General features: G+C 56.2%; 18 protein-coding genes and 3 pseudogenes. 11 read left to right on the top strand and 10 right to left on the bottom strand.

Annotated elements, in window-relative coordinates:
* Positions 1-86 precede the first annotated feature (86 nt).
* Positions 87-2,309 (bottom strand): adenylate/guanylate cyclase domain-containing protein, encoded by a 2,223-nt coding sequence (locus ACR0AM_RS16265; RefSeq protein WP_480623473.1) that lies wholly within the window; start codon positions 2,307-2,309, stop codon positions 87-89.
* A 228-nt stretch (positions 2,310-2,537) separates the two neighbouring features.
* On the opposite strand from ACR0AM_RS16265, the gene ACR0AM_RS16260 reads away from it, so the two are divergent.
* From ACR0AM_RS16260 to ACR0AM_RS16235, 6 genes are all read left to right on the top strand, one after another.
* Positions 2,538-2,909: a YciI family protein gene (locus ACR0AM_RS16260; RefSeq protein WP_480519345.1), complete on the top strand. Its 372-nt coding sequence runs from the start codon at positions 2,538-2,540 to the stop codon at positions 2,907-2,909.
* 3 nt (positions 2,910-2,912) lie between these two features.
* Positions 2,913-4,148: an RNA polymerase sigma factor gene (locus ACR0AM_RS16255; protein WP_480623472.1), complete on the top strand. Its 1,236-nt coding sequence runs from the start codon at positions 2,913-2,915 to the stop codon at positions 4,146-4,148.
* Between the two features lie 68 nt (positions 4,149-4,216).
* Complete coding sequence (locus ACR0AM_RS16250) at positions 4,217-4,603, top strand: VOC family protein (RefSeq protein ID WP_480623471.1); 387 nt, start codon at positions 4,217-4,219, stop codon at positions 4,601-4,603.
* Positions 4,604-4,627: 24 nt separating this feature from the next.
* Complete coding sequence (locus ACR0AM_RS16245) at positions 4,628-4,849, top strand: MAPEG family protein (RefSeq protein WP_480623470.1); 222 nt, start codon at positions 4,628-4,630, stop codon at positions 4,847-4,849.
* A gap of 5 nt (positions 4,850-4,854) precedes the next feature.
* On the top strand, positions 4,855-5,193 hold the full coding sequence (locus tag ACR0AM_RS16240) for a TfoX/Sxy family protein (protein ID WP_480623469.1): 339 nt from the start codon (positions 4,855-4,857) through the stop codon (positions 5,191-5,193).
* Between the two features lie 12 nt (positions 5,194-5,205).
* Positions 5,206-5,865, top strand: a complete 660-nt coding sequence (locus ACR0AM_RS16235) for a DUF2461 domain-containing protein (RefSeq protein ID WP_480623468.1) — start codon at positions 5,206-5,208, stop codon at positions 5,863-5,865.
* A gap of 181 nt (positions 5,866-6,046) precedes the next feature.
* On the opposite strand, the gene ACR0AM_RS16230 is transcribed toward ACR0AM_RS16235, so the two are convergent.
* Genes ACR0AM_RS16230 through ACR0AM_RS16220 form a run of 3 tightly spaced genes read right to left on the bottom strand, consistent with a single transcriptional unit; the run spans position 6,047 to position 10,848 of the window.
* Positions 6,047-7,162, bottom strand: a complete 1,116-nt coding sequence (locus ACR0AM_RS16230; RefSeq protein WP_480623467.1) for an ABC transporter permease — start codon at positions 7,160-7,162, stop codon at positions 6,047-6,049.
* Positions 7,163-9,856, bottom strand: a complete 2,694-nt coding sequence (gene rbbA / locus ACR0AM_RS16225) for a ribosome-associated ATPase/putative transporter RbbA (protein WP_480473996.1) — start codon at positions 9,854-9,856, stop codon at positions 7,163-7,165.
* Entirely contained in the window at positions 9,853-10,848 is a 996-nt protein-coding gene (locus ACR0AM_RS16220) for an HlyD family secretion protein (RefSeq protein ID WP_480623466.1), read from the bottom strand. Before ACR0AM_RS16220 ends, rbbA begins: the two co-directional genes overlap by 4 nt.
* A 440-nt stretch (positions 10,849-11,288) precedes the next feature.
* Here ACR0AM_RS16220 and ACR0AM_RS16215 point away from each other — a divergent pair, with 440 nt between their 5' ends.
* The 4 genes and pseudogenes from ACR0AM_RS16215 to ACR0AM_RS16200 all read left to right on the top strand — a co-directional run.
* A complete protein-coding gene (locus tag ACR0AM_RS16215) occupies positions 11,289-13,199 on the top strand; it encodes a CHASE2 domain-containing protein (RefSeq protein WP_480623465.1) in 1,911 nt (636 codons plus the stop codon).
* On the top strand, positions 13,196-13,876 hold the full coding sequence (locus ACR0AM_RS16210) for a DUF928 domain-containing protein (protein WP_480494782.1): 681 nt from the start codon (positions 13,196-13,198) through the stop codon (positions 13,874-13,876). The genes ACR0AM_RS16215 and ACR0AM_RS16210 overlap by 4 nt, the downstream gene beginning before the upstream one ends.
* 38 nt (positions 13,877-13,914) lie before the next feature.
* Positions 13,915-15,744 carry a caspase family protein gene (locus tag ACR0AM_RS16205; RefSeq protein ID WP_480623464.1) on the top strand — a complete coding sequence of 610 codons (1,830 nt, stop codon included), beginning with the start codon at positions 13,915-13,917 and terminating at the stop codon, positions 15,742-15,744.
* A 241-nt stretch (positions 15,745-15,985) separates the two neighbouring features.
* Positions 15,986-16,602, top strand: a pseudogene (locus ACR0AM_RS16200) (IS3 family transposase); the annotation flags it as partial.
* A 569-nt stretch (positions 16,603-17,171) separates the two neighbouring features.
* Here ACR0AM_RS16200 and ACR0AM_RS16195 read toward each other — a convergent pair.
* The 4 genes and pseudogenes from ACR0AM_RS16195 to ACR0AM_RS16180 form a co-directional block, all read right to left on the bottom strand.
* Positions 17,172-18,710 (bottom strand): annotated as a pseudogene (locus ACR0AM_RS16195) (trimethylamine methyltransferase family protein).
* Positions 18,711-18,746: 36 nt separating this feature from the next.
* Entirely contained in the window at positions 18,747-19,880 is a 1,134-nt protein-coding gene (locus ACR0AM_RS16190) for a mandelate racemase/muconate lactonizing enzyme family protein (RefSeq protein ID WP_480623463.1), read from the bottom strand.
* The gene (locus ACR0AM_RS16185; protein WP_480623462.1) at positions 19,877-20,884 is read right to left on the bottom strand and encodes an Ldh family oxidoreductase; all 1,008 of its coding nucleotides are present in this window, start codon (positions 20,882-20,884) and stop codon (positions 19,877-19,879) included. The genes ACR0AM_RS16190 and ACR0AM_RS16185 overlap by 4 nt, the downstream gene beginning before the upstream one ends.
* A 165-nt stretch (positions 20,885-21,049) precedes the next feature.
* Positions 21,050-22,363: pseudogene (locus ACR0AM_RS16180) on the bottom strand (ABC transporter substrate-binding protein).
* 499 nt (positions 22,364-22,862) lie between these two features.
* Here ACR0AM_RS16180 and ACR0AM_RS16175 point away from each other — a divergent pair.
* The gene (locus ACR0AM_RS16175; RefSeq protein WP_480623461.1) at positions 22,863-23,771 is read left to right on the top strand and encodes a LysR family transcriptional regulator; all 909 of its coding nucleotides are present in this window, start codon (positions 22,863-22,865) and stop codon (positions 23,769-23,771) included.
* Positions 23,772-24,040: 269 nt separating this feature from the next.
* Here ACR0AM_RS16175 and ACR0AM_RS16170 read toward each other — a convergent pair whose 3' ends face one another.
* Positions 24,041-24,292 carry a hypothetical protein gene (locus tag ACR0AM_RS16170; RefSeq protein WP_480623460.1) on the bottom strand — a complete coding sequence of 84 codons (252 nt, stop codon included), beginning with the start codon at positions 24,290-24,292 and terminating at the stop codon, positions 24,041-24,043.
* Positions 24,293-24,300: 8 nt separating this feature from the next.
* The gene (locus tag ACR0AM_RS16165; protein ID WP_348540160.1) at positions 24,301-25,068 is read right to left on the bottom strand and encodes a helix-turn-helix transcriptional regulator; all 768 of its coding nucleotides are present in this window, start codon (positions 25,066-25,068) and stop codon (positions 24,301-24,303) included.
* Positions 25,069-25,089 lie beyond the last annotated feature (21 nt).

Here is a 25,089-nt window from a genome sequence, read left to right as displayed (position 1 = left end):
CGGGACGAAGGATATCTGCCTGTGTTTCTAGCCGACAGTCTCCAGAAAAGCAGGAGCCAAGTGGTCGATAGCGCCCAAAGTCGTCGTTATTGTGAGGCTCCGCGTATCTGTTCAATGGCTCGGGCGGCAAATCTTCCCGACAAAGACCCGTCTGCGTTTGCTTCCAATGCAGGCAGTGCGGGGGATGCTTGTTCTCCGATTTCACCCAAGGCGATGGCCGCTTCTTTTCTGACAAAAACCGAAGGGCTGCCCAACAGCATGATCAGTTCCGGAACGGCTGGGGCTGCATCGGCCCCAAAGAGCGCCAAAGACTGAGCCGCGTCACGTTGTTCCTTGGCATCTCCGCGCATCAGATCAGCTTTGAGGCTCGCAACTGTCGTGCTCGGCGGAAGCGCGGCCAATTGAAGGCCGTTTTTCAAGCGATTGTTCAAATGCTGATGCTCGCCGATCCATCGCACGATAAAGAAATAATCGCGCACCGCTTCGCCCAGAACCTTCTCGTTTTTTCCATTCTGCCATTGTTCGATCATTGCACGCGCGCTGCTTCGATCGCCATTCAAGGCCAGAACCGACGCTGCAAATGGCATCAACTCTACTGCCTGCGGGTTTCGGTCCAGCTCAGACCTAATAACAGCCTCTGCACCTGTCAGATCATTCATCGCAAACAGCGCAGCACCTTGAAATAGCGCGTAGTGGCTGGGGTATTCCGGGTCGAGGCGCATTGCAGCCTGTACAAATGCCAACCCTTCCTCTGGCTCGCCACCCGCGATCAAGGCCCATCCCATTGTCACATGCGCTTCGGGGTCGCTTGGTTGCAGGGCAATGGCTTTCGCGGCTTCTTGTCTCGCTTCTTCCGTTCCCCGACTTACACCCTCGGCGCTGTCCCAGTCCGGAAGGTTGAGAGCGACTATTGCCCTGATGACGTGGATAAGCGAGGTGTCCTGATGCGTCAGTTCACGGTAGTATTTATAGAACAGCCCGATATGCATCTGTTCTTCAGCATTCGCAAAGCCTGACCAGTGGTGGAAGATGTGCGGTCGCAAATGTACCATAGCTAACATCGCCCAGGCGCGCGCATAATTCGGGTCCAGCTCGACAGCCCGCTCAAAATGCGGAATTGCGGCCAGATTGTCCTGTTCATTGAAGCGTGAATAAAGCGCCCACCCGCGTTGGAACGCTTCGCGCGCCTCGATCTTTTCAGTCTCTATGCTTTCGATAGCAATCCGGCTTTGCGTGTCGAGCGGGACATCCAACTCGCGCGCAATCGCCAGTACAATGTTGTTTTGCAGGTCGAAGATCTCGTCGATTTCACCGTCGAAACGTTCCGCCCAGATCAATCTGCCGTTCAACGTGTCCGTCAGGCGGATGTTGACCCGAAAACCTTCTCCGCTACGTCTAAGGCTTCCATCAACGACATAGCGAACGCCCAGTTTCTCGGCAAAACCTGCCACATCAATTTCGCGGTCCTGAAATGCAAAGGATGTGTTTCCGGCGATGACAAATAACCCTGATATGCGGGACAAGTCCGTTATCAGATCCTCGGAAACGCCATCTATCAACATCTTGTTGGACGCGTCGCTGGTGAAATTCGTCAAGGGAAGCACGGCGATCGAGGGCAGGTCCGGCAGAGGGTAAGCCATCTGTGCTTCAGAAGCGCGCAACTGACCCTTTTCCCATGTCTTTGTCCCGATATACCCGGTCGCGCCCAACACGATCAGGATTGCAGCTAGCTTCATTAAACGCGGCGCTTTCTTCGTTTTTTGCTTTACCGCCGGGGTCAACGCATCTGTTTCGACGCGGAACGCCTCAATGGGGTCCGCGATATTCTTGACGGATTGCGGGCCAATTGGCGTAAAGGCGAAGGGCACCTTGTTGCGCGCGTATCCGACAATCGCCTGCGATGCGATAATCCCCCCAGGTTCTGCCAGCGCCTCAAGCCGTGCGGCCACGTTGACACCATCACCCAGGATGTCGTCTGCGTTTGAGATGACATCGCCGACATTCAAACCGATCCGAAGAACGATTGCGCGGTCGGGTTCCGCATCTGAGTTTCTTTTCGTCAGTTCAGCCTGTATCGCGACGGCCGCGCGAACCGCATCGACCGCGCTGGGGAATTCGATCAGAAAACTGTCACCCGCTGTGTTCGCAATGCGCCCTGAATACCCGGCGATCAAGGGCTCGATGACTTCAGCGCGGATCCGGCGCAGCTTGTCGATGGTGCCTTCTTCATCCAAGCCAACCAATCTTGAATAGCCTGCGATATCGGCGGCTAAGATGGCTGCTAATCGACGATTTGGCCGGCTTTCCATAGTTTCGCAGCCTACCATTTGGACATTTTTCTGGGAACCGGTTTTCAAGGTACCGGTTTTGCTCCGGTTATTGAAAACCCCCGACCTGTTATCTGGATGGAAATGGAAGCCCGGGCCGCTGGGTTTTCAGACAAAAGCGGCCTAGGCAGTTTTGTCGGTTCTGGTCGTTGTCGGATTTGCATGGCGTCGCGCGTCCTTGCACAATGCGACCAACGCAAGGAGGCGAAAATGATTTACGCAATCACAATTTATGGGGAACCGGGCGTGTTCGAGGCATTGCCGAAAGATCGCCAAGACGAAGTGATGTCAGGCCATCGCGCCCTGCAAGCAGTATTGTCGGAACGCGGAGAGTTCGTGTCGATAAAACTGATGCCGCCAACGTCAGCGGTAATGGTCGAACCGGCCACGTCTGAGCGCGCTGCCCCCCTGATCACCGATGGCCCGTTTTCCGAGACCAAGGAAAACTTCCTTGGGTTTTACGCCGCTGACTTCAAAGACCTTGAGGAAGCGTTGGAACATGCAAAACTGATCTCTTCACCGGTCGCGCGGCTGGAAGTTCGGCCTGTGGCCTGGGCCGGGGGTGCCATATCGTCGGAATAGATCATGTCAGATTGGCTGGAGGCCACATTTGCTGAACAACGCCCGCGCGCTATTGCTGCCCTGACGCGGGTTTTTCGGGATTTGGACACCGCAGAGGAGGCCTTTTCCGACGCCTGCCTGAAAGCCTTGGCGGTTTGGCCCCAGAACGGGGCGCCTCGTGATCCATTGGCATGGCTTCTGGCCACGGCCCGGAATGCGGGTCTGGACGAATTACGCAAATCCCGGCGGCGCACGGCAATCCTGTCTCGCCACGCAGAGGAGTTTCAACGGATGCCGGCGGAAACACCCGACCCTGACGAGATGCGGGACGATGTCCTGCGCTTGCTGTTCATCTGCTGTCATCCGGAACTGGATCGGCGGGATCAGATCGCCATTGCTTTGCGGGTGGTCGTGGGGCTGAGTGTCGATGAGATCGCTAGCGGATTTCTGGTCAAATCCAAAACCATGGAACAGCGCATTACCCGCGCCAAAAAGAAGATCGCAAATAACCCGGTCGCCTTTGAAACGCCAAGCCCGGCTGAGAGGCAAGCCCGGTTGGGCGAAGTCTCGACAATGGTTTATCTGATGTTCAGCGAAGGGTGGTCGACCTCGGCCGGGCCGCAGCAAATCAAGCTCACGCTGTGCAAAGAAGCCATCCGGCTTGCCCGCCTTCTTGTCGCATTGTTCCCTGCAATGGGTGAGCAGGCCGCATTGCTGGCGCTATTGTTGTTTCAACACGCCCGGCGCCGGGCCCGGATTGACGTGGAAGGCAAGCTTGTCGCACTCGACGATCAGAACCGCGATCTTTGGGATCGCTCGAATATCGCTGAGGCTACATCGCTGTTGCAAAAAGCCCAGCGGACTGGCCACCGCGGGGTATATATCATCCAGGCTGCAATCGCAGCGGCACATGCCGGTTCCACCTCATCCAAAGAAACCAACTGGGCGTTGATCGAAAGCCACTATGCTGCCCTTTACGCATTACAGCCGACACCGGTGATCCGGCTCAACCAGATTGCCGCACAGGCCAAGCTATACGGCCCACACTATGCATTGAAAGCAATGGATCCGCTGTCACAGGAGTTGTCCAACTATCGTTGGTTTCACGCAATGCGAGGTGGCCTTTTGCAAGAAGCGGGGGATCATAAAGACGCCATTTCCGCCTTTGAAACCGTGTTGGCGCTTTCCCCCACCGCGTTGGAATGTGACGTGATCAAAGAAAAAATCAAAATCAGTCAAAAAGAATTGGAGGGCCTGTAGGAACACACACTCCTCGTACGTCCTTGGGTCAGACCCGCATGTGGCGGGCGTAACCAACGGAGGTACCCATGAGTATACTTGAGATGACGGCTGTCGGAAATTCAGGATGGATCGGGCATTCCGGGCCGGATCAGAGCAAGGCCAAATCCTTTTATCAGGATGTGCTGGGCTGGACGATCAGCGATATGCCGATGCAGGATGGGTCCAGTTATTCAGCCGCAGTTGTGGGCGAGACCGCTATCGGAGGCTTTTCACCAATGCCAGAGGCGCGTGGAAGCTGGACGATCTTCTTCACAGTACCCGATGTGGATGCCAGTGTTGCAAAGGCCGAAGCCAACGGCGCCACAGTTCTTCAACCCGCGATGGATATGCCGGGTGTCGGGCGCATGGCCACGCTGAACGACCCCCAAGGTGCCCGCTTTGCATTGATCACCTATGAAAGCATGAGACCCTGAGAACTGTCTGAAAGGAGGGCGCAGATGGAACAAAATACGCACATTGTGCAGGTTATTGCAGCGTTATTAGACTGGGTAACCGTTCCACTGGCGATTGCTTTTGACCTGCGTCGATTCAGGACGGTTGCCCATCCGCTATGGGATGGGGGCGACAGGTTCGTGCGCGTAATGCGGGCACATGGAAACTTCGTCGATTATATTCCGTTCACGCCATCAATCCACCGGCAGCTTGAGGCATCCAGCTGATGCCGGTGGATGAATCCCTCAACGCACGCATTCGTGACGCTTTGGCCGCGCATGTGGGCATTTCAGAAAAGCGTATGATGGGTGGCAATTGCTTTTTCTTGAACGGCAACATGCTGTGCGGGGCGCGGCGGCATAACGACGGGCTGGGCCGTTTCATGTTCCGGGTGGGCAAGGACAACGAAAGCATTGCGCTGGCGGACCCTGCGGCTCAAGAAGTGATTCACGGTGCACGCAAACTGGGTGGTTTTATCCGCGTGGATGAGAGTGATTGCGATGACGCCGCTTTGCTGCGCTGGTTACACCTTTGTCTCGAACACGCCGCGGCCCTTCCCGCGAAAGACTGAACGGAGAAAGCAATGGCTCAGTTTGAAAGTTTCTCACCCGAAGCGCTTGGTTTTCTCAGGGATTTGCGAGCCAATAACACGAAGGAATGGTTTGCAGCCAACAAATCGACTTACGAGACCCATTTGAAGCAGGCAGGCACGCACTTCGCGGATAACATGGCGGATGCCTTGCGTGATCTGACTGGCCAGACCCACAGCAGCAAGATTTTCCGTATTCATCGGGATGTCCGATTTTCCAAGGACAAAACACCTTACAACGCACACCTGCATATTGCGTTTATTCCAGACGGGAGTGCGGATCAGCCGCCGATGTGGTTCTTCGGTCTCTCACCCGATGATCTGGCGCTTGGCTGCGGGGTGTTTCAGTACGAAAAGGAAGCGTTGGATGCCTTCCGAACAGAGATGGCAGGCCCCAATGGGGCAGAGGTGATACAGCTTGCCGCTGAGATGCGAAAGCGTGGTTTCCGGGTCGGGGATCCTGAATTGAAACGTGTTCCCTCCGGTTTCGACAAAGATCATCCAAATGAAGAGGCATTGCGCCGCAAAGGCTTTACCGTCTGGACAGATTTAGGCAATCCTGCCTTTGCTATCGAACCGAACCTCATTGAACGAACTATAGAATTGTTCGAGGACCTCTTACCTGTTTTTCTGCTGCTTTCTCGGGTCGAGTAACCCATCTTTCCGAGAGTCAGGAATGGAGATTTGATGGCCTGCACAAAATTGTCGTTCCTTTCCAAATTTGTGTTCCATATATGATCGGAGGCCGTGCATCCGGTCACACATGAATAAATCACTCATCCCAGCGACATTGTGAAATCGCCCTTGAGTATTAATCAGAACTGGTTTGGTTCAATTACTCAACAGACCTCCGAAAGAGGATCAGGCTTGTTGCCAGCAGGACAGCGCCCAGCAAAGCCATCCAGATGAACTCTGGCCAAACTGTTTCGAGACCGGCGCCCTTGAAAACAATCGCCTGACTGGCGGCCATATAGTGACGAGATGGTAATAGCAGCGTCCCGACCTGCAACCAGTCTGGCTGCCCTTCAACCGGCGTCTCTCCTCCGGACAGCATCAGCATGGGAAGGACGATCAGCATGACCAAAAGCGCAAACTGCGCCATCGAACGCGCAATCGTTGCCAGAAAAACCCCGAGTGCGGTCGCGGTGAACAGAAACAGGGCGGTGCCAAACAGGAACAGTCCTTTTGATCCCGAGATTTCAATTCCCAGCGCACCCTGCATGACAAAGGTTAGCGACAGGCTGGCAGCAATCAGGACAATTGCTGCATTGGCCCAGATCTTGGCTGCTGCAATGTCAAACGGGGTCAGTGGCATTGCCAGCAGATGCTCAATCGTCCCGTGCTCCCGCTCTCGGATCATGGCAGCGCCGGTCAGAATGGTGGTAAGCCACATGATCTGTCCGATCAGGGCAACGATCCCGGCAAAACGCACGGTATCACGGTTGGGGTTGAAAGCGCTTCTTAGGATGACATCGACCAGCGGTGGATCTACAAGATCGACACCGATCGCAAAGCGGCGAATTTCGGCACCCAAAATATTGGTGATATAGCTGGCACCGATCCCGGCCTGCTCCATCGCCGTGGCGTCGATCAGAACTTGGATTTCAGGCTTGCGCCTTGCCCTCAGGTCTTTCTCGAATCCCGGTGGAACAACAACTATGAAGATGAATTCTCCGTCGTCCATTTGCGCTGGACCGCTACCTGGTTCGATTTGTACGACCGGCTGGAACTCGGGTGGAAAAAATGCCGTGGCAAGCGCTCGGGACAGTGGAGAATTGTCCTCATCAGAAAATGCAATCGACGCGTTGTTGACCGAGGTCGCTACGCCGGTTGCCTCCATCATGGGTGCCAGCGTGAAAGACCAGACCAACAGCGCCATCATCACCCAGTCCCGACGCAGGCTCATCACTTCTTTCAGGCCAAGCCAGAATATGAAGGACAATCGCTGCATTCACTTCTCCTGCGCGCGAAGGCAAAGCGCGGCGATCAGTGTCAACGCCGGTCCAAAGCAGGCCAGTGCCAAAATGTCCGGTGCGAGCGCCTCCCATCCAAGCCCTTTGGTGAAGGCCCCGACATTGAGGTGCAGAAAGTAGGATGAGGGCCAGAGAGAGCCGATAAGCTGCGCACCATCCTCAAGCGTTGATACGGGCTGCAAAAGACCCGAGAACTGGATGGTAGGCACGACCGAAGCGATAGCAGTGGCAAAAGTCGCTGCCACCTGGCTCGATGTCATGGTTGCGATCAGCAATCCATAAGACGTCGTCGCCCAAACATACAAAAACGCACCCAATGCCAAAGGCAGGGGATCGCCCTTAAGCGGCACATCGAAGACAAAAATAATCATTGCGGCCAGCAACAGGAAATTCACGTAGGCAATCATGATATAGGGTATCTGTTTGCCGATCAGGAACTCGAGCCGCGTTGTCGGTGTTACGTAGAAATTGACGACCGAGCCCAGCTCGCGCTCTCGTGCGACGCTGACCGCAGCCAACACGGCAGGCAGCATGATCAGCAGGATGGCGGGCATGGCCGGGGCCATCGCGGCAATGCTCTCAAAGCTCTGGTTATAGCGAAACCGGGGTTCAATACGGGCGATCTCAACCGCGTGTTCGCCTGTGGTCCTCGACTGCCCGTCAAGAAACGACTGGTGCAGCCCGGCGACATACCCCTCGACTGTTTCCCCCTTGAAGGGGATCGCGCCATCAACGGTTGCCAGCACTTGGGTAGGTTCACCTGTGCGCAACTTGCGCCCGAAATCAGGTGGCAACTCGATCACCATCGAAACGTCCCCTGCCTGCAACCGTCTGCGCCCTTCTGTGGCGCTGATCAAAGGCGGCGTTTGCTTGAAATAAGGCGATCCCGATATTTCTTCCGTGTAAGCCCTGCTTTCCGGGCTTTGAGACAAGTCCAGAACGGCAAACTCAAGATCTTCTATGTCGAGTGTTATGCCAAAGCAGAACACCAGCATCAAAATCGCCGAGCCAAGAAATGCAAATGCCAGACGAACTGGATCGCGGACTACTTCAACCGCTTCGCGTCGTGTGTAAGTCAGGGCACGACCGATACCTTGTCCGGTGACCTTGGTCTTGGTGACAAAGTCAACTTTGGGTGCCACGACAGGTGCAGGTTTTTCTGCGGCCTCCAAAACTGAAATGAAAGCTTCCTCAAGGCTGCCGGTGCCTTCTGCGGCGATCAGGTCCGCGGGCGTACCTTCCGCCAGAACACGGCCCGCATGCATGAATGATACGCGGTCGCAGCGCTCTGCCTCGGCCATGAAATGGGTGGAGACAAAGATCGTCACCAAGTCCTTGCGCGAAAGTTCGACCAGCAAAGCCCAAAAGACATCGCGTGCTTCGGGGTCCACACCCGAGGTTGGTTCATCAAGAATGAGAACTCGGGGACGATGGATAACCGCCACCGCCAATGACAAACGTTGTTTGATTCCAAGAGGCAGCGCGGCAGCTAGTGTGTCGCGATGGGCCGTCAGACCAAAACGTTCGGTCAATTCCGATATGCGCTCCTCTCGATCAGGGATTGCAAATATCCGGGCATGAAGCTGTAGGTTCTGATGAACTGACAACTCGCCATAGAGCGAAAAAGCCTGGCTCATGTATCCGATGTCGCGACGCATCTTGCGATCACGTGCATCAACCGGGTTGCCAAACAACAATGCCTCTCCGGAACTGACTGGCAACAGGCCGGTCAACATCTTCATTGTGGTGGATTTGCCACAACCGTTTGACCCAAGAAAACCGAATATCTCTCCGCGATGGATCGAGAAATCGACACTGTCGACAGCGGTGAAATCCCCGAACCGACGTGTCAGGCCTCGGGCAGAAATCACAGGGTTCGGGTTGACCTGCCGAACAGGTGTTTGTTCCGACGCCAATCCAAAACCATCGTGTGACCGCAAGCGCCGGTATGCGGTTTCGAGATCCCGGTCCTGCCCTTTCAGTTCAGCAGGTTTGCCTTGAAAGATGACGCGACCTCCGTCCATTGCAACAATTCGGTCAAAGCTTTCCGCCTCCTCCATGTAAGCAGTGGACACAAGGACGGACAGTCTGGGATGCTCTGCCCGAATGGCATTAATCAATGCCCAGAATTGACGGCGTGAGAGTGGATCGACACCGGTTGTCGGTTCATCCAAAACCAGCAACTTCGGATCATGTATCAGAGCACAGCACAGGCCGAGCTTTTGCTTCATCCCGCCCGAAAGCTTGCCCATAAGCCGGTCTTCAAACGGCGCCAGCCCTGTCGCCGACAACAGCGCATTGATCCGGATGTCACATTCTTCTTGCCCTTGGCCAAAAAGCCCCGAAAAGAACTCAAGGTTCTCGCGTACTGACAACTCAGAATAAAGGTTTCGACCCAAGCCCTGTGGCATGAAGGCAATGGCCGGGCAGATAAGGCGTCGGTGCGCGGCGTCGTCGATCAAGCCACCTAGAACATTGATTGATCCGGTTTGCAGTTTCTTTGCACCGGTGATCAACCCCAGCAGGGTCGACTTTCCCACCCCATCCGGTCCGATGAAGCCGACCAGCTGGCCCCTGGGAAGATCAAGCGAAACCGACTGCAACGCGACATCGCTGCGATACCGGTGCGTGACACCCGTGATGCGAATCTCAATGTCGGCCTCTGGCGTCATTCGAACAGCTCGGGCGGGATACCCTGTTCCAACGCTTCTGGCCACGCAAGGTTTGGATCGATCCGGATCACGGCAACACCGCGAAGCCCGGTTTTGACGTGCTCAATCCGGCGTTGGACCAGATTCTCGGGGATGCGCACACGGACGCGGAACACCAGTTGTTCGCGTTCATCCAAAGTCTCGACCTGCTTGGGTGTGAATTGTGCTTCAGGTGAGACAAAGGTTACAAAGGCTGGAATGGAATAGTCCGGCAGGGCGTCAAGAATGATGCGAGCTTCGGCACCAATAGGCAGCAATCCGGCTTCGCGCGCAGGCAGGAACACCTCCATATACACATTCTCAAGGCTGAGCAGAGTCAGGATTGGTTCACCCGCGGCAACGACCTCGCCAGGTTCTGCCAGCCGATAAAGCACACGCCCACGTGTCGGAGCCAAAAGCGAGCTGTCTTCGATCAGTGCCTCAATACGGCGCACTTCGGCCTCGGCGGCAGCAATCTGACTTTCTGCGGTTGCCACACGGGCCTGTGCGGCGCCCAGAACCGCCGCAGCAACCTGGTGTATGGTTTCGCGTTCTTCGAAAACCGTTTCAGAGATATTCTGCCCAGTCAGGAGCGCCGTTGCGCGCTGAAGCTCCTGCGCGGCCCGGCGCAGTTCGCTTTTCCGCTGCACAACAAGTGCCTCCGCTTCCACTTTGGTCTGATGTGCCAGCGCCACTTCGGCCTTGGCACGATCTAGCGTGGCGGACAACTCATCATTGTCCATTTCCGCCAGCACGTCTCCGGTGGCGACCATGCCGCCTTCAACTGCCATGACGCTTTCGACACGTCCGGCTAAGGTCGGCGCAATTTCAATCTGTTCCGCCTCAATTCGACCATTCCCCTGCGCAAATCCATCAGGCAACTGGTTCCCGTTTTCAGAGACCAGGGAATAGACCACCACGCCCACCATCGCGAGCGCAGCCAAAGCAAGAAAAATCAATGAGTTTTTCTTCATTTTCCACCGCCTGAAAACTCGCTGCGGGTATTCCTCTATACTGCTGCTGAGCCTTGGGCTTTGCTTTGGATCAAGCCAACGACGTTAGGGCAAAGAAAGACTCTGCGAGCCTGTCGCGGACATGTTCAGCCCATGTGACCTGATATTTATCACAAAAGAGAAACAACATGGCATGCAAACCAACCCTGACTTTGCACGCTAGGGCAATGCACGCGGCGTTGACAGCCAAGCTGAAGCGCAAACAAGTGGTGGCCGATATCGGAGTCAATTTCTCGACCCTGAACCGATAGCTTTAGCAGGTTCATCAAAAGACCACCATGTACAGTTCACCCTCAAAGACACGGTTTGAGCGGCGTTCAGCCCCGCAAACTCCCCGATGGTCTTGAGAAATCAACGAACGTAAGTTGCTATTTACCTTCGAACAACTGCAGACTTGTAGGATGAACAAAAGGCTTCTCAGTCCGATGCAGGCGCTTTTCGTGGCGGGTCTTGCCGCGCTTGGAGTTTTCACGATCCTCGCAGGCCTTCGTTCTGAAGGTTACCTGCAGCGGCCCGAGCTTGCACATTACGATTGGGTTTTGGACCGCAGGGCCAGCGATGCGTTGGCACAGGATGTTGTCGTGGTCGCGGTCGATGACGAGGATTTGCGCACCTGGGGCTGGCCCCTCTCAGATGGTCAGATTGCGAATATTATCGACGCACTGTCGTCGGCAGGTGCCGCTGTAATCGGTATCGATATCTATCGCGACAATGAGGTGATCGAGGGGCGGCAGCAACTCGAAGCGGCGTTCCTGAAGACCAATGCGATCTGGGTTGTGAAACTGAACGACAGCGGCGGGCTGAGCATCGAGGCGCCGGATTTTGCGCAGAACGACGGCAGCGTGGGGTTTGCTGATATCCCCGTCGACGCGGATGGTGTCGCCCGGCGCAGTATTCTGCTGGTCAGCGGCACCGATCGCATTTCTTTGGCGTTCAGCGCACAGTTGGCCCTGCGCGCCACGGGTCAAAACAGCCTGAAAGCCTGGCCGGACGATCCCCGGACCCTGTTGTTTGGTCAGACGCCGGTGCGACGGCTGGAAGACAGGTTCGGCAGCTATCGCGGGCTAGATGATACGGGCTATCAGGTGCTGCTGGATTACACCAACGCATTGCCGATGGCCCCGATCATACTGGCCCGCGACTTGCTCGCCGGACAAGCAGACGCGGACATGATCGAAGGAAAAGTCGCCCTGATCGGGGTTACCAGCAAGTCGATCAAAGACGATTTCCGCACACCGCTGAACAACCCGCCACAGACGCCATTCAGCTATGGCGTATTGGTGCATGCAGCCACCACCCAGCAATTAATCGATTATGCCGCGGGCCGCAGCCAACCGATGCGCAGCCCCGGGCAAAGTGCGCACTTGGCGATAATCTTCGCCAGCGCATTGTTCGGGGCATTAGCTGGGGTTCTGTCGCGCACTGTGCTGACCGTCATACTACTTGGACCAGGCCTTGCCATCGCTATTGGAGTGGCGCTTTCGAACCTTTTGTCTCGTGGCATATGGTTGCCGGTCGTTCCGACATCGGTTGCTTGGTTTACCGCCTTTCTTTTAGCGCTCCTCACTGTCGGGATCATCTCGCGTCGGCAACGCCAGGCCATCGCCAGACTGTTCTCGGATCATCTGTCCCCGGAACTCACAGCCGAGATATGGAACGCGCGTGATATCCTTTTTGCTGGCGGAAAGCCGCGCCCCTGCCGCTTGCGCGTCAGTGTCCTTCTTGCCGATCTGGAAGGCTCGACGACCGTCGGCGGCTCGGCCGAACCGGGTGCCTTCATGGACTGGACAAGCCGGATTTTGGATGAAATGAGCCAGGTCGCTCGCGAAAATGGCGGGTTCATTGAGAAGTTCACCGGTGACGGAATCCTGGTGGTGTTCGGTGCGCCGCTGCCTCGAACGACCGAGGAGGACATCCAGAAGGACGCTGTCGCGGCCTGCCGGACGGCACTGCAAATTTCTGACCGGATTGACAGACTGAATGCAGAAGGTGGTCTGTTGGCACCTTATGGTCTGCGGATCGGGCTCCATAGTGGCGTGGTTTTGGGCGGCACGTTGGGCAGCGCGGGCAGCCTTCAATACAACATCATGGGCGACACGGTGAACATCGCAGCCCGTATCGAGGCATTCGGAAAAGCGTTGCAAGTTAGGCGCGCGTCGGCAACCACGATCTGTGCCAGCGCTGATCTTCGAGAACTCGTTGGACGCTATTTCACGTTTCAGTTGGTCGGGCACCTTATCCACGACGACAAGTCGCGGGAAATTGCGTTATTCTTGCTGACAGGATCGGCACAGAGGGGGGCATCGCAATGATGACACCGGCATGTTCGGGAAACACTCTTGGCGCTTTGATAACCGGTCTGCTGCTGCTTCTGGGCTCGACCATTTCCCTGTCGGCGCAAGAAAGCGAAGGCAGTCAGCAGGCTGATCCAGACGAGGTCATTTTCATTCCGCCCACCATCGGTGCCCCGGCGGACCGCGTCGGCGCTGCCACGCGCGATGTCGGGCAAGAGGCTGGAGCACTGGCCGTGCTCGCACCGGCTGGCGGCGGCGTGACCACATTGGGCAAACCCCCGCTGATCTGGCACTTGGCTGATAATTTTTCAGGCCAGATGTCCGCGCAGTTGGCCCCGGTCGGGTCGCAGCAGAACGGAGTCGGTATTTCCGGCAACGGTCGGTTCCGAAAAGGGTTCTACGCGCTCGACCTGTCGCGCTCGGAACTCGTGCTGGAGCCGGGGCGTATTTATGTCTGGACAGTGGTTCTGGCGGAACCTGAGGCGGGGGCCGTCATCGCGACGGTGACGACTTACGTGGAACGGGTCACCGCCCCAGAGCCCGCCGCAGAGGATGTGCCGGCCTTGGCCGCCAAGGGATTATGGTTCGATGCCCTGCACCCCTTTGTCGAAATCGAGTTATCGGGTAAAGTTCGGGTCAACCGGAATGCGGGGTTTGCGAGCCTTGTCCGGTCTGCTGGCATTTCGCTGCCATAGGACACGCTCCAACCCCTCGGCAAACAGGCGGGGGACGCATGATGATATACCGGTCTTTTTCGGGTCTGGCTCTACGCTGCGCTCTGCTGGCCGTTGCACTGATCTGCACCATTTCAGCAGCGGCCTTTGCGGCGACGGAAAAACGCGTGGCTCTAGTCATTGGCAATTCCGCTTATCAGCATGTCTCGAGTCTGGAGAACCCGGTCAATGATGCTCAGGACATCTCGAAATCGCTGGCACGTATAGGGTTCGAGGTCACCACGGGTCTGGACCTGGATTACAACGGTATGCGCATCGCACTTCGGGACTTTACCGAAACCGCCGCCGGGGCCGATGTGGCGCTTGTCTATTTCGCGGGCCACGGAATTGAGATCGAGAACACCAACTACCTGATCCCGGTGAGTGCGGCCCTGAATAGCGACCGCGATGTCGACTTCGAGGCCATCCGTCTGGATGCAATCGTGAATTCGATTGCCGATACGCCGGGGCTGAAGCTGGTTCTGGTCGATGCCTGCCGCAACAATCCTTTCGTTGCGCAGATGTCGCGCGCGTCGGCCACTCGGTCGATCGGGCGTGGGCTGGCCGCAGTGGAACCCGGTGGGGTTGTCGTGGGCTATGCCGCGCGTGGTGGAACGCTGGCGCAGGACGGGGGCGGTCGGAACAGCCCCTATGCGACGGCACTTTTGGAACATATCGAACAGCCGGGGTTGGAGCTTGGGAAAATGTTTCGCCGGGTGCGCGATCGGGTGGTGGAGCTTACGGATGGATTCCAGGAGCCATTTACATATGGCTCACTGCCTGGCGAAGACATTTACCTTGTGCCACAGGTCGAACAGGTGGCAATGGTGGCACCTGCGGACCAGACGGCCATGCCCTCCGCCGTGCGCCCCCTTGCGACCCGTGACACTGCAATCAGCGCCGCGATGAAAGTGAACACCATGCGTGGCTGGTCGCTGGTCGCTGGCAAGTACCGGGCGGCCACCATCGTCGAGCCTAAGATTCTGGGACGCATGGCCGAGATTACACCGGAGTGGCTGAAGAAACAGGGCCATCTGTCCACAATGGAGGATTTCCTTTTACCGGGCCGCGAACGGAAACAGCAACTGCAAGAGGCGCTCAATACCGCCGGTTTCGAGGTCGGTGTGCCGGACGGCGCATTCGGACCGAAGACGCGGGCGGGACTAAAGGCTTTGCAGGAGGCCAGTGGACTTGATCCGACGGGCTATGTCGATGCGGCCGTTCTGGCAAGCTTGCGAATGGAATGGCAGGATGGTGCCGACGATAGTTTTGTCAGCAATCCATTTGCCGTGCGTCAAATGCCGGATGACCTTGAAATGCTGGGTGAGAATGAAGAGATTATAACGGTGCTCAGGTGCCTTGGGCTGCGGAAAAGCATCTACGGCAAGTACCGGGGCAGCTTCTACATCGCCATGATTTATTCCGGCTCGATCGACGACGCGCGCCGCCTCGCCGAGAGCTGTGGCATCGATCTTGCATCCCTGACATCGGCTGACGAGAACGCATTCGTGGTGCGCATGATCGCCCATGATCCGGCCTTGTTTGAACAAGGCTATGACAGTCGAACCAACACCAGTTACAAGGCTGGCCCCTATTTCGGCTTCCGGAAGGACCCAAAGGAAGAAAATGCCGTGACAGGCTGGCGGTGGTACACCGGAGAGCCGGTCAATTTCACAAATTGGTTACCATCGAAACCGAACAAGACCCATGGGAAAGGCAACAAGGCTTTCGCTCAGTTTCAGTATGAACGAAACGGACGCCGAGACCTGAGTGAGATCGTGCCGACACAATGGTTCGACGGGTCGGGACGCTTTGCACGTTCAGTCGTTCTGGAAGGCAGGTTGCCCTAACCGGGATAAGTTCAAATGGATTGCAGCCCAGGTGCATTGCTCAGCTCTACAAAAGATTCAGACAGGGGCTATCCCGGCTAGTAATACTTGCAATGCAATCGAAATCCGATCGCTCTCAAGCCCGATCTGGACGTGTCGCGGTTTGATGCCGCTCCTTTGATGGCACTTATTGCAGCAAAGGAGACGGACTTTGGGACTGAAACGGACGGACGATTTCCGTGCTGATGCAGTGTAGACTCCGCTGACGAGCGGGCTGACACGTCGGCGGGTTGCTTTAGACTTAGGTATTGGCCTTTCGACGCTGAACAAGTGGGTACCGGCGCATCGTAACGCCGGCGTTGTGTCGGACAAGGATCTGGACCTCGCCCGTGAAAACGAGCGACTTCGACGGGAGAACCGGGTTCTCAATGAGGAGAGGGGTATTCTAAAAAAGGCCACAACCTACTTCGCGAGCCAGAAGCCATGAGGTTTAGTTTCATCTAAGAGCATGGAAGCGAATTCCCAATTAACCGCCTTTGCCAAGCTCTGAATGTCAGCTCATGTATCCAGCGCGCTTATCGCAGCCGCCCAGCCAGCCAAAGGCAGCGGACCAACGTGGTCGTGCTGACTCATGTCCAGGAGCGATCTGGTCTCAGCCTGAGCAGCTACGACCGTCCACGAAGGACTGACGAGTTGAAGGAACTTGGTCTGAGCGTCGGGCATCGTCGTGTTGGTCGGCTGATGCGTGAAAATGGCATACGAGTCGAGAGATCGAAGTAATACAAAGTGACGACCGACTGCAATAACGCCTTCAATATCGCTCCGAACCTGTTGAACCGGGACTTCACAGCATACGAGCCCAACTGGAAATGGGGAGGCGCGCCCCATCCGTGTTCGTCACGTGGCAGATCAGCAGGAACAGGCGCCGTCGGCGTCTGATCTGCAAATCAGCCCTGATTTTACCAAAAGGAAGTCAGGATCAATGAAATCGGTCTAGGTGCTGGATGAAGGAAGTGAGGCAAAAAAGTCAAGGTTCTGTCGCTGGTGGCAGAACTATGTGTCGCCTGACAAATTATGTGGGGCGACTCAAAGGTATTCCATCGCGTCAGAGCAGAGTGACATCTGCCATTGGTCTCAGGTGCAGAGAAAGCCCAGAATGAGCCCAACCCGTGAATTCGATTTTCGCGCTGCGTGCGCTCGCAGAGATATCATCGCTGCGACGACTCGAAGGACGTCGCTATAGCGCGGCGGGACAAGCCGCCGTTCATCGAAAGCTATGCAATTCTCTATGGGCGAAAGATCCAAGTGCGACCGACCGGCTAGAGGTTGGCCAACGCGCGGTGTTATCGAATGCAATTTGTACGCCTCTGGAAAAGTGAGTGCAATTTACAAAAACGCATGGGACAATTGCATTTGGCGCAGACGTGAAGCACTGCCCGGTCTCTGAACTATAGATCTATTGGAGCGCCGCCCTGGTCCTCTCGCCTTTTGACAAAGGCCTCAAGAGCTTCACTGGTCGAAGAGTCCAGTTGAGGTTGCACATAGGCGTCCAAGGCTTTCTTGTATACGAGATGGGTGCGTTGCGTCGCGTCCAGGCTGCCATCCTCTTCCCACTGGCCAAAATTCTTGGCGGTAGCGACGATGGGCTCATAAAACGCGGTGCTGTAATTCTCTATCGTGCTCTCGGTGTCAAAGAAGTGCCCGCCATGACCGACCGCCTTGATCTCATCGAACGCCAGGGACGTGTCGTTCACGGACACGGGCTCCAGATACTTGACCATCATCTGAAGCATCTCGACGTCCGGCACGAACTTTTCAAACGAAGACCGAAGCCCGCCCTCGAGCCAGCCGGCAGCGTGCATGACGAGATTGCTTCCGGACGTAATCGAATCCCAAAGCATCCCCAGGGATTCATAGATCGCCTGCGCATCGGGGGCTGGCGAGGAGGTGAAAGTCGATGACCTTATGGGGAGGCCGTAAAACCGGGCCATCTGCGATCCGATCTGCAGGGATTTGTTCGTTTCCGGTAATCCGAACCCCGGCGAGCCCGTCAGCATGTTCACATTCATCGTATAGGCCGCAGACGCCACAGGCGCGCCCAGCCTGACCAGCTGTGTCAGTGTCAGCGCCGCCAGCATCTCGGCCACGGCGAGCGAATTCGCCGCACCCAGAGAGATCGGATGGGTGGCGCCGGCAAGCGAAAACGGTGTGATCATCGCCAACTGGTTATGTTTCGCCATTTCGATCAGGCCGCCCGCCATCGGTTTGTCGTATTGAAGGGGCGAGTTGGAGTTGATGATCGTGAATGTCGATGGCTCTTCCATCAGGCCGTCGCGGTCCATGCCCTTGGCCATCGCGATCATGTCCAGGGCGTCATGAATGCGCTGGCGGCCCTGGCAAAAAACGAACGGAACCTTGTCCGAAAGCTCGAGAGTCTTGAGTGTGCCATACAGGTGGCGCGTCTCAAGGGGGATGTCCATGGCTTCGACCGGCGCACCGGAGATCATGTGGATGACGTTGAATTACTGACCCAGGCGCACGAAGTTGGAATATTCCTCCAACGTGCCCTGGCGTCGCCCCCTCTCGACATCCGAGCAGTAGGGCGGACCGAGAACCGACGCGAAGGCCACGTGATTTCCACCGATGGTGACAGCGCGTTCCCGGTTTCTGGGCGTCAGGACAACCTGTGATTTCACTGTCTTCAGGGCCTGTTCGACGACGTCACGACCAATACGCACAGTCGTTGCGTCCTCGCCGATGATGCATCCTGCGTTTGCGAAGATGGCGACTGCGTCCTCATCCTGGAAGCGGATGCCGATCTCTTCCAGGACACGCAACGCATTGGCATGCGTCTTCAGCACGTCTTCATGCATCAGCGGTTCCACAAGGGGGTAGTGATATCTTGGCTGACCCCAGGGCAACTGTGGAATGGTCTTGCCACGCTTGTTCGAAGAGCGACGTTTGGATCGTGCGGGTGCTTCAGTCATGTCGGTTTGTTTCCCAGGCTCGGCCGAACAAAGGCTTCAAGACGAGGCAATATCGCAAAAGGTGTCGCGCGCCGTTTGCAGTGCGCCCTTGTCCAGCGTGATGCCCAGGCCCGGGGCATCAGCCAGATGCACCCAGCCTTGTTTCGGCGCGAATGCGGGAGAGGCCACGATGTCCTGTTTCAGAAGCTGGCACATGATCTGGTTCCCGTCGTCCAGATTAGGGATCAATTTGCCGATCTGATACTCGGCACTTGTGGTGATGCCCGTGGAAAAGGAGCTGTGAATGCAGATATTGAGTCCTGCCGCCTCGGCAATTGCCGCCGCTTTCAACATCGGCTGGATCCCACCGGTTTCGACGGGGCCGATACAAATCATATCAGCCGCGCGCTTCTGACAAATCTCGTACACGTCATAGATCGTGAAGGCGGCCTGATCCGCAACAATCGGGATGCCGACGGAGTTTCGCACCTGCGCAAGTGCATCAATCGACCAGCAGGGGGTGGGTTGTTCGATGAAGTCGATGTCGAAGGGTTCCAGCTTCCGGCACATGCGAATGGCTGCCTGTATGTCCCAGGCTTCGTTCGCATCAAGGCGCAGGCGCGCATCGCCGATTTCAGCCCGCACGGCGCGCACCATGTCGATATCCAAAGCTTCCCCGCGTCCGACCTTCATGTAGAAGATACGCTCGCCTGCCTCGACACCCTCAGCGGCATGACGTGCCAATGCTTCTGCGCTGCTGCCTTGCATAAAGAAGAAATAACCTACCTTTTCGCGGTGGGCGCCGCCCAGCACCTGATGGACAGGGCGTTTGTCGAGCTTGCCGATCAGGTCAAGAATCGCAAAGTCAAACCCGGTCATCATCTGGTTATAGGCGCGCATGGTCCAGGTTGCCTGGCCGATATAGGCATCGGCAAAGACACGGTCTTTGAGGGCAACCCAATTGTAAGGGTTCTCGTCGATAAAACCCTGTTTTAGCCGGTTGAGGATGTGCATGGTTCCAATTTGGTCGGGCCCAACCGCGCACTCGCCGTAGCCGGTGGTCCCGTCCGAGGCTGTGACCTCGATCAGGTTCACCATGAAATGCTCCAGCATCGATTGTGACCAGATGTAGGGTTGCTTCAAGGGAAACGCCAAAGGGGTAACCTTGACGTCTGTGATGGTGACGCTCATGTGTAGGCCTCCAAATTCTTGTAGAGATTGTATTCCAGCTTCAAGCCTTCTTCCGCCAAGCGCAGCTTGTTTGCCTCACGCCGCGCATTGGGTAGCCTTGCGCCGTCCTGTTCGGTGATCGAGGCCACCAGCGCGGTGATTGTTTGATCGAAAGTCCCGCCGGAGAACTTCTGCGGATCAAGGGCAATAAAGAACTGCCCGTTGTCGATGGGCATTCCGTCATCATCGGTGAAAGACCCTTGATCCGGCCCCAGCTTGCCCCCGGCGAGAGCGGCGCATAGAACCTCAACCATTAGCCCGATGCTGAACCCTTTGACCCCACCCGCAGGCGCCATAGACCCAGCAAGCCCGGCCTCCGCATCCGTCGTTGGGTTGCCATCTTCATCAAGTGCCCAGCCCAGCGGGATCGACTCACCGGCTTCGGCGGCACGCTTTACGGCTGTCCAGGCCACCTGCGTTGCGGATTGGTCGACCAGAAAGGCGATTTCACCGCCCGGTGCCGGCACTGCATATGAGATCGGGTTGGTGCCGATGATCGGCGTCTTACCACCCACCGGTGCCAGATTGGGGACGGCATTTGTTGCGCCAATTGCCAGAAGACCAGCACGTGCCAGGTAGCCTGTGTGAAACCCCAGCGTGGCGGCGTTGTAGGAATTGTAGATACCCAGCACCGCAACCCCATGCGCCTTAGCCGCCGGTACCAGCTGCTTGACCCCCGCCTCAATCGCCGGATGCGCGAAACCATGCCGCGCGTCCACACGAAAGCTGGTGTCGGAGAGCCTCTCGACCTGCGGGACAGCCGTTCCATCCACCTTTCCGCTGCGCAAATGGGAGCAGTAGTATTGCAGCCAGTAGAACCCGTGCCCCTCCAACCCGGAAAGTTCCGTATCGAGAATGGCTTCGGTGAAGTAACCTGCATTCTCGGGTGAGGGGCCGCTGCCGGTCAGCGCGTTGTGGATAAGATCACGAGCTTCGTCAGACGTGAGGACGACATTTTGTGCCAATTGGAACTCCAATAGAAACGCTTGCCGGTGCCTTGAGACACCGCCGGACATTTATCGATTTTGTGCGGACCGGCAGGCCAGAGCAGTTCTTCCCGAAACCGATGCTCCAAAACCTGCCAATCTTTGTTGCTTACGGCCTCAAACAGTCAGCCGCTTGAAACACACTCACGCATCGATCCAGACATTCTCCAGATGGATTTCGCGGAACTGGTGTCGTTCATAATTCTTCGCGGCAGGAACGTGATGCAGGAACTCGTTCATCCAGAATGGTTGAACAATCGCGCCGCTGGATTGCAGCATAGCTTGCAGCTCTGACATCATTCCCCGCCGCTTGTCGGCATCGAAAGTTCCGACAGCTTCGTCCAGCTTGGCATCGAAGTCTGGATTGGCGTGCCCGGATTCATTCCACGCCTCGCCCGAGCGGTATGCCAGGCCAAGAACTTGCACACCAAGTGGCCGCGCGCCCCAATTGGTTGTTGAGAAGTCGTACCCCGTCCAGTTGTTCCAGAACGACTCGCTAGGCAGGACCGTACGCTTGACCTGGAACCCGGCATCGCGCATCTGCGCCGCAATTGCGTCGGATGTGGTCGAGTGCCAGTCGCCACTTACGGAAATCAGTTCGAATTCCGTCCCGCTGCGCCCTGCTTCCTCCAGCAGAGACCTCGCCTTTTCCACATCCTGCGCGATTTTGGGTAGTTCTGCGTATTCCGGATGCATGGGGCCGACATGATGGTTTTCGCCAACTGCTCCGTGTCCCGCATATTCCAGTTCGAGGATCACAGCATTGTCCACCGCGAGTTGAACGGCATTGCGGACCCTCTGGTCGTCATAGGGCGCTTTCTCCGGACGCATGCGCGCAACGATCGTGTTGGCAGTTGCCTTGTCTTTCCGAACAAGGCCCAACCCATCCATGACCTCGACAAACTCGGCGTCTGTCCAGTCGTTGACATGTATTTCCTCTGCTTCGAAGGCGGCCACTGTCGCCGCCGGATCGGTGCCGAAGTCGAGGAATTCAACCCCATCCAGATAGATGTCGCCGCCCCATCAACTACCATTCTCTCGGCATTTGACCACAGCGGATCCGCTGACCTCATGGCTCACAAGCTCGAACGGGCCGGTTCCGACCGGCGCATTCTTCAGGCCAATTGCTGGATCATAGTCTCGATGAACGATCAGGGCCGGGTTGTCCGACATGCCGGGAATGATGGTGATGTCCGGGCGGTTCAGGTTCAGCCTGACAGTGTGCGCATCGATTTTCTCGATGGCACCCTCGCTTGCCTGTTTGGTTTCCGGATCGATCAATGCCGCCATGCGTCCGGCCATGGAGTTGCCTTCGGCATTCCCGTCACACCAACGGGTGATATTGAAGACCACGTCATCCGCCGTGAAATCATCGCCATTGTTCCATGTCACGCCTTTGCGAACGTTCAGCGTGTAGGTCTTGGCATCGTCTGAGACATCCCAGCTTTCAAGCAGCATCGGTTTGAAGGTGAAATCCATGTCCCAACGCACAAGGGGTTCAAGGAACTGGCGAGCGACGTTGCCCATTTCTGCCTGGTTGAATGTTCGCGGGTCCTTCAAATCAAAGATCAACATCCCAATCTTGAGAACACCGCCTTGCTTGGGAGTTTCTTGCGCCATTGCCGGCAGCGGCTGCCCAAGCACACCGTATGCGAACGAAGCACTCGCGCCGAAGGTACTTGCTATGGCCAGGAACTCCCGGCGGTCGATCTTGTCAGCCTGGATATCCTGAATTGCTTGCTTCAGTACGGGGTGCTTTCCCTTTCCTTTCGTCATTGCCATTTTCTCCTCCCTTGGCGACTAAACTCTTGGATTACTTTTGAGAATATCGCGTGATTTTCGATCACGTTTCTCTCTCCATGCACGTCGTGCGTTGACATTTTTTTTGCTAAGCGTAGTTCGAGTATCCAAGGCAGAGAATGTTGAAATTTGTCCACAAAACCCATAACAAATGGGAATGAAAAACCACCGAAAAACACTGCCGCCACTCGACAACCTTGTCTTTTTCCTGGCCGCTGCGCGCAACAAGAGCCTCACCGTTGCCGCAGAAGAGATGTTTGTGACCCAAGCCGCAATCAGCAAGCGCATCCACCGGCTCGAGAGCTGGCTCGGCGTCAAGCTATTCTCCAGAGACGGACGAAATCTGAAGATCAGCAGTGCTGGCAAGGAATTTGCGTCGGACGTCGAAGTTGCGCTCGACTTCCTTGATCATGCGGTGCGCAAGATCAAGGCCCCGGAGGAACCGGCGGTCCGCATAGCATCCAGCACAACAATATCCATGTATTGGCTCTACGACCGCCTCAAGGCTTTTCCTCGCAGCGAGAGTGCGTGCAACGTGTGTGTGACGACCACAGACAGCACCACCGAGCTCACATCTGGCTCACACGATCTGGTTGTCCTGTTCTGCGATGGTGACGTACCCGATCTGGAATGCGTGAAGATCTTCGACTGCGAATTGATCGCGGCTGCCAAACCAGCAGTCGCTGAAGTGGCAGATCATAGAGGCATGTTTTCGGGCAGCGACCCGCAGTCGGAGGGGCCGCCATTGCTTGAGTTCGTGAATATGAACCCAGACTGGATAAACTGGCAGCTATGTTTGAAGCAGCTCTGGAACTCCGAGATCAAAAACTGGCCGGTCCTTCAATGCGACAGTTACATCGAGTCCGTCGCCATGGCGCGGAAAGGGCAAGGAGTGGCACTCCTGCATCTGCCAATGATGCAACAGGAACTTGACGAGGGTGCATTGGTACGAGTCGGCACCATGAGTTTGAAAACCAAGAAGTCGTATCACCTATGCTACCCAAAGGGCACGACATTGCCCCACAACACCAGAAGACTTTTAGAGTTCTTGACCGACCCGAAGTAACAGGAGCTTTTCCGCTGCAAACAACAGCTCCGCTCGCCACTGCACCGCGATCTACAATGACTGCTCTGGCGACAAGGGCTGCATCGCAGCGAAAAACCTACTGCGCTCGTGAGCAAATGCTGCGTCAGCAAACACCGGAAACGGCAATGTCGGCAGAGTCCGCGAGGCAGCCTTTCGTATTTGTTCCATTCAGCGGCCATCACTAAACCAGAGATCGCTTCACATAAAACCGCTTCAGCGATGTTCGCGGTTCGTTACGACGCTGTAAATCATCCGTTGGTTGCGAAATTCTGCCTTTCGAGGTCCGGATCGACGAAGACTGCAATGCGGACTTTCCCGACATTGATGTTCGAACTTGTTGCTGGCGCAGCATTTGTTCGCGGGTGCAGCAGGTCGTATGCTGCGTAGCAGTCGGTGTCGCCAGAGCGGTCGTTGACAGGCGTTGCGTTGACTAGAACTGAAACTACACTATCGCCGCAGCCGAGATAGACCATCGAGGAGCGGACAAAGCGGGTATTCAAGGAACCTTTTAAAGTGCCTTTTCAATGAACTTTGAAAAAAGTTCACCCTGCGAATTGATCCTAAGTTTCGCGTAAATGTTGCGTCTGTGGATGCGGACTGTGCCTGGAGAGATGCCGAGAATTGTGCCGACAGCTTCTGCCGAATGGCCCTTCAACGTGAACTCAACGACTTCTCTTTCTCGTGGCGTCAGAACGCCATCGCCAAATGCCTGGAAAGCAAGATCGACGCGACGACTAACGCCATTTGCTGCGGCGCCGCGGGTCATCGTTGGAAAGTCACTCCAATGTTTGCAACAGGCTGCCCGAACGAGCGGCCATAGAGCGTGCAAATGACGAATTTCCTTGGCTGAAAAAGGTTTCACTGATCGCATGAGCGAGACCACAACCATCCCAGTGCTTGGGATATCGATAAAGTAGCCAATCTCCTCTGCTAACCCAGTCCTTTTGTAATAGCTGCGATAGTATTCGCCCTGATAGAACCTGTCCGGTGCGATATCGCGCATGCGGTACAGACCCGGTGTTATCGGTTTTGTCGCGGCCAAAAAAAATGGATCAAGTACGTAGGGCCCCGCTTGGTAATCCTCAACAAAAATACGCCGTTTGCTTTTGGGAAAATCGTCGTGAAGGTCTATCGGTGCTTCGGTTCCGACATGGCCAAACACCACTGTAAAATCGAATGGTGCGACCTGCCGCAAGCCATCTGCCAAAGCACATGGAAATTCTGGGGTTCCGATCTTCTCCACGACCCTGCCGGCCTCTTCCATCCAATCGTACACACGCCGCTCCAGATTCTCGAA

It is taken from the genome of Ruegeria sp. AD9 (assembly GCF_056542305.1).
The sequence above is the reverse complement of the archived record's forward strand: the minus strand, read 5'-3'. Positions and strand labels throughout refer to the sequence as shown.

Coding starts and splice junctions, on each gene's coding strand:
- ACR0AM_RS16265 (WP_480623473.1), bottom strand. CDS start 2,309: ATGGAAAGCCGGCCAAATCGTCGATTAGCAGCCATCTTAGCCGCCGAT.
- ACR0AM_RS16260 (WP_480519345.1), top strand. CDS start 2,538: ATGATTTACGCAATCACAATTTATGGGGAACCGGGCGTGTTCGAGGCA.
- ACR0AM_RS16255 (WP_480623472.1), top strand. CDS start 2,913: ATGTCAGATTGGCTGGAGGCCACATTTGCTGAACAACGCCCGCGCGCT.
- ACR0AM_RS16250 (WP_480623471.1), top strand. CDS start 4,217: ATGAGTATACTTGAGATGACGGCTGTCGGAAATTCAGGATGGATCGGG.
- ACR0AM_RS16245 (WP_480623470.1), top strand. CDS start 4,628: ATGGAACAAAATACGCACATTGTGCAGGTTATTGCAGCGTTATTAGAC.
- ACR0AM_RS16235 (WP_480623468.1), top strand. CDS start 5,206: ATGGCTCAGTTTGAAAGTTTCTCACCCGAAGCGCTTGGTTTTCTCAGG.
- ACR0AM_RS16230 (WP_480623467.1), bottom strand. CDS start 7,162: ATGCAGCGATTGTCCTTCATATTCTGGCTTGGCCTGAAAGAAGTGATG.
- rbbA (WP_480473996.1), bottom strand. CDS start 9,856: ATGACGCCAGAGGCCGACATTGAGATTCGCATCACGGGTGTCACGCAC.
- ACR0AM_RS16220 (WP_480623466.1), bottom strand. CDS start 10,848: ATGAAGAAAAACTCATTGATTTTTCTTGCTTTGGCTGCGCTCGCGATG.
- ACR0AM_RS16215 (WP_480623465.1), top strand. CDS start 11,289: ATGAACAAAAGGCTTCTCAGTCCGATGCAGGCGCTTTTCGTGGCGGGT.
- ACR0AM_RS16210 (WP_480494782.1), top strand. CDS start 13,196: ATGATGACACCGGCATGTTCGGGAAACACTCTTGGCGCTTTGATAACC.
- ACR0AM_RS16205 (WP_480623464.1), top strand. CDS start 13,915: ATGATGATATACCGGTCTTTTTCGGGTCTGGCTCTACGCTGCGCTCTG.
- ACR0AM_RS16190 (WP_480623463.1), bottom strand. CDS start 19,880: ATGAGCGTCACCATCACAGACGTCAAGGTTACCCCTTTGGCGTTTCCC.
- ACR0AM_RS16175 (WP_480623461.1), top strand. CDS start 22,863: ATGAAAAACCACCGAAAAACACTGCCGCCACTCGACAACCTTGTCTTT.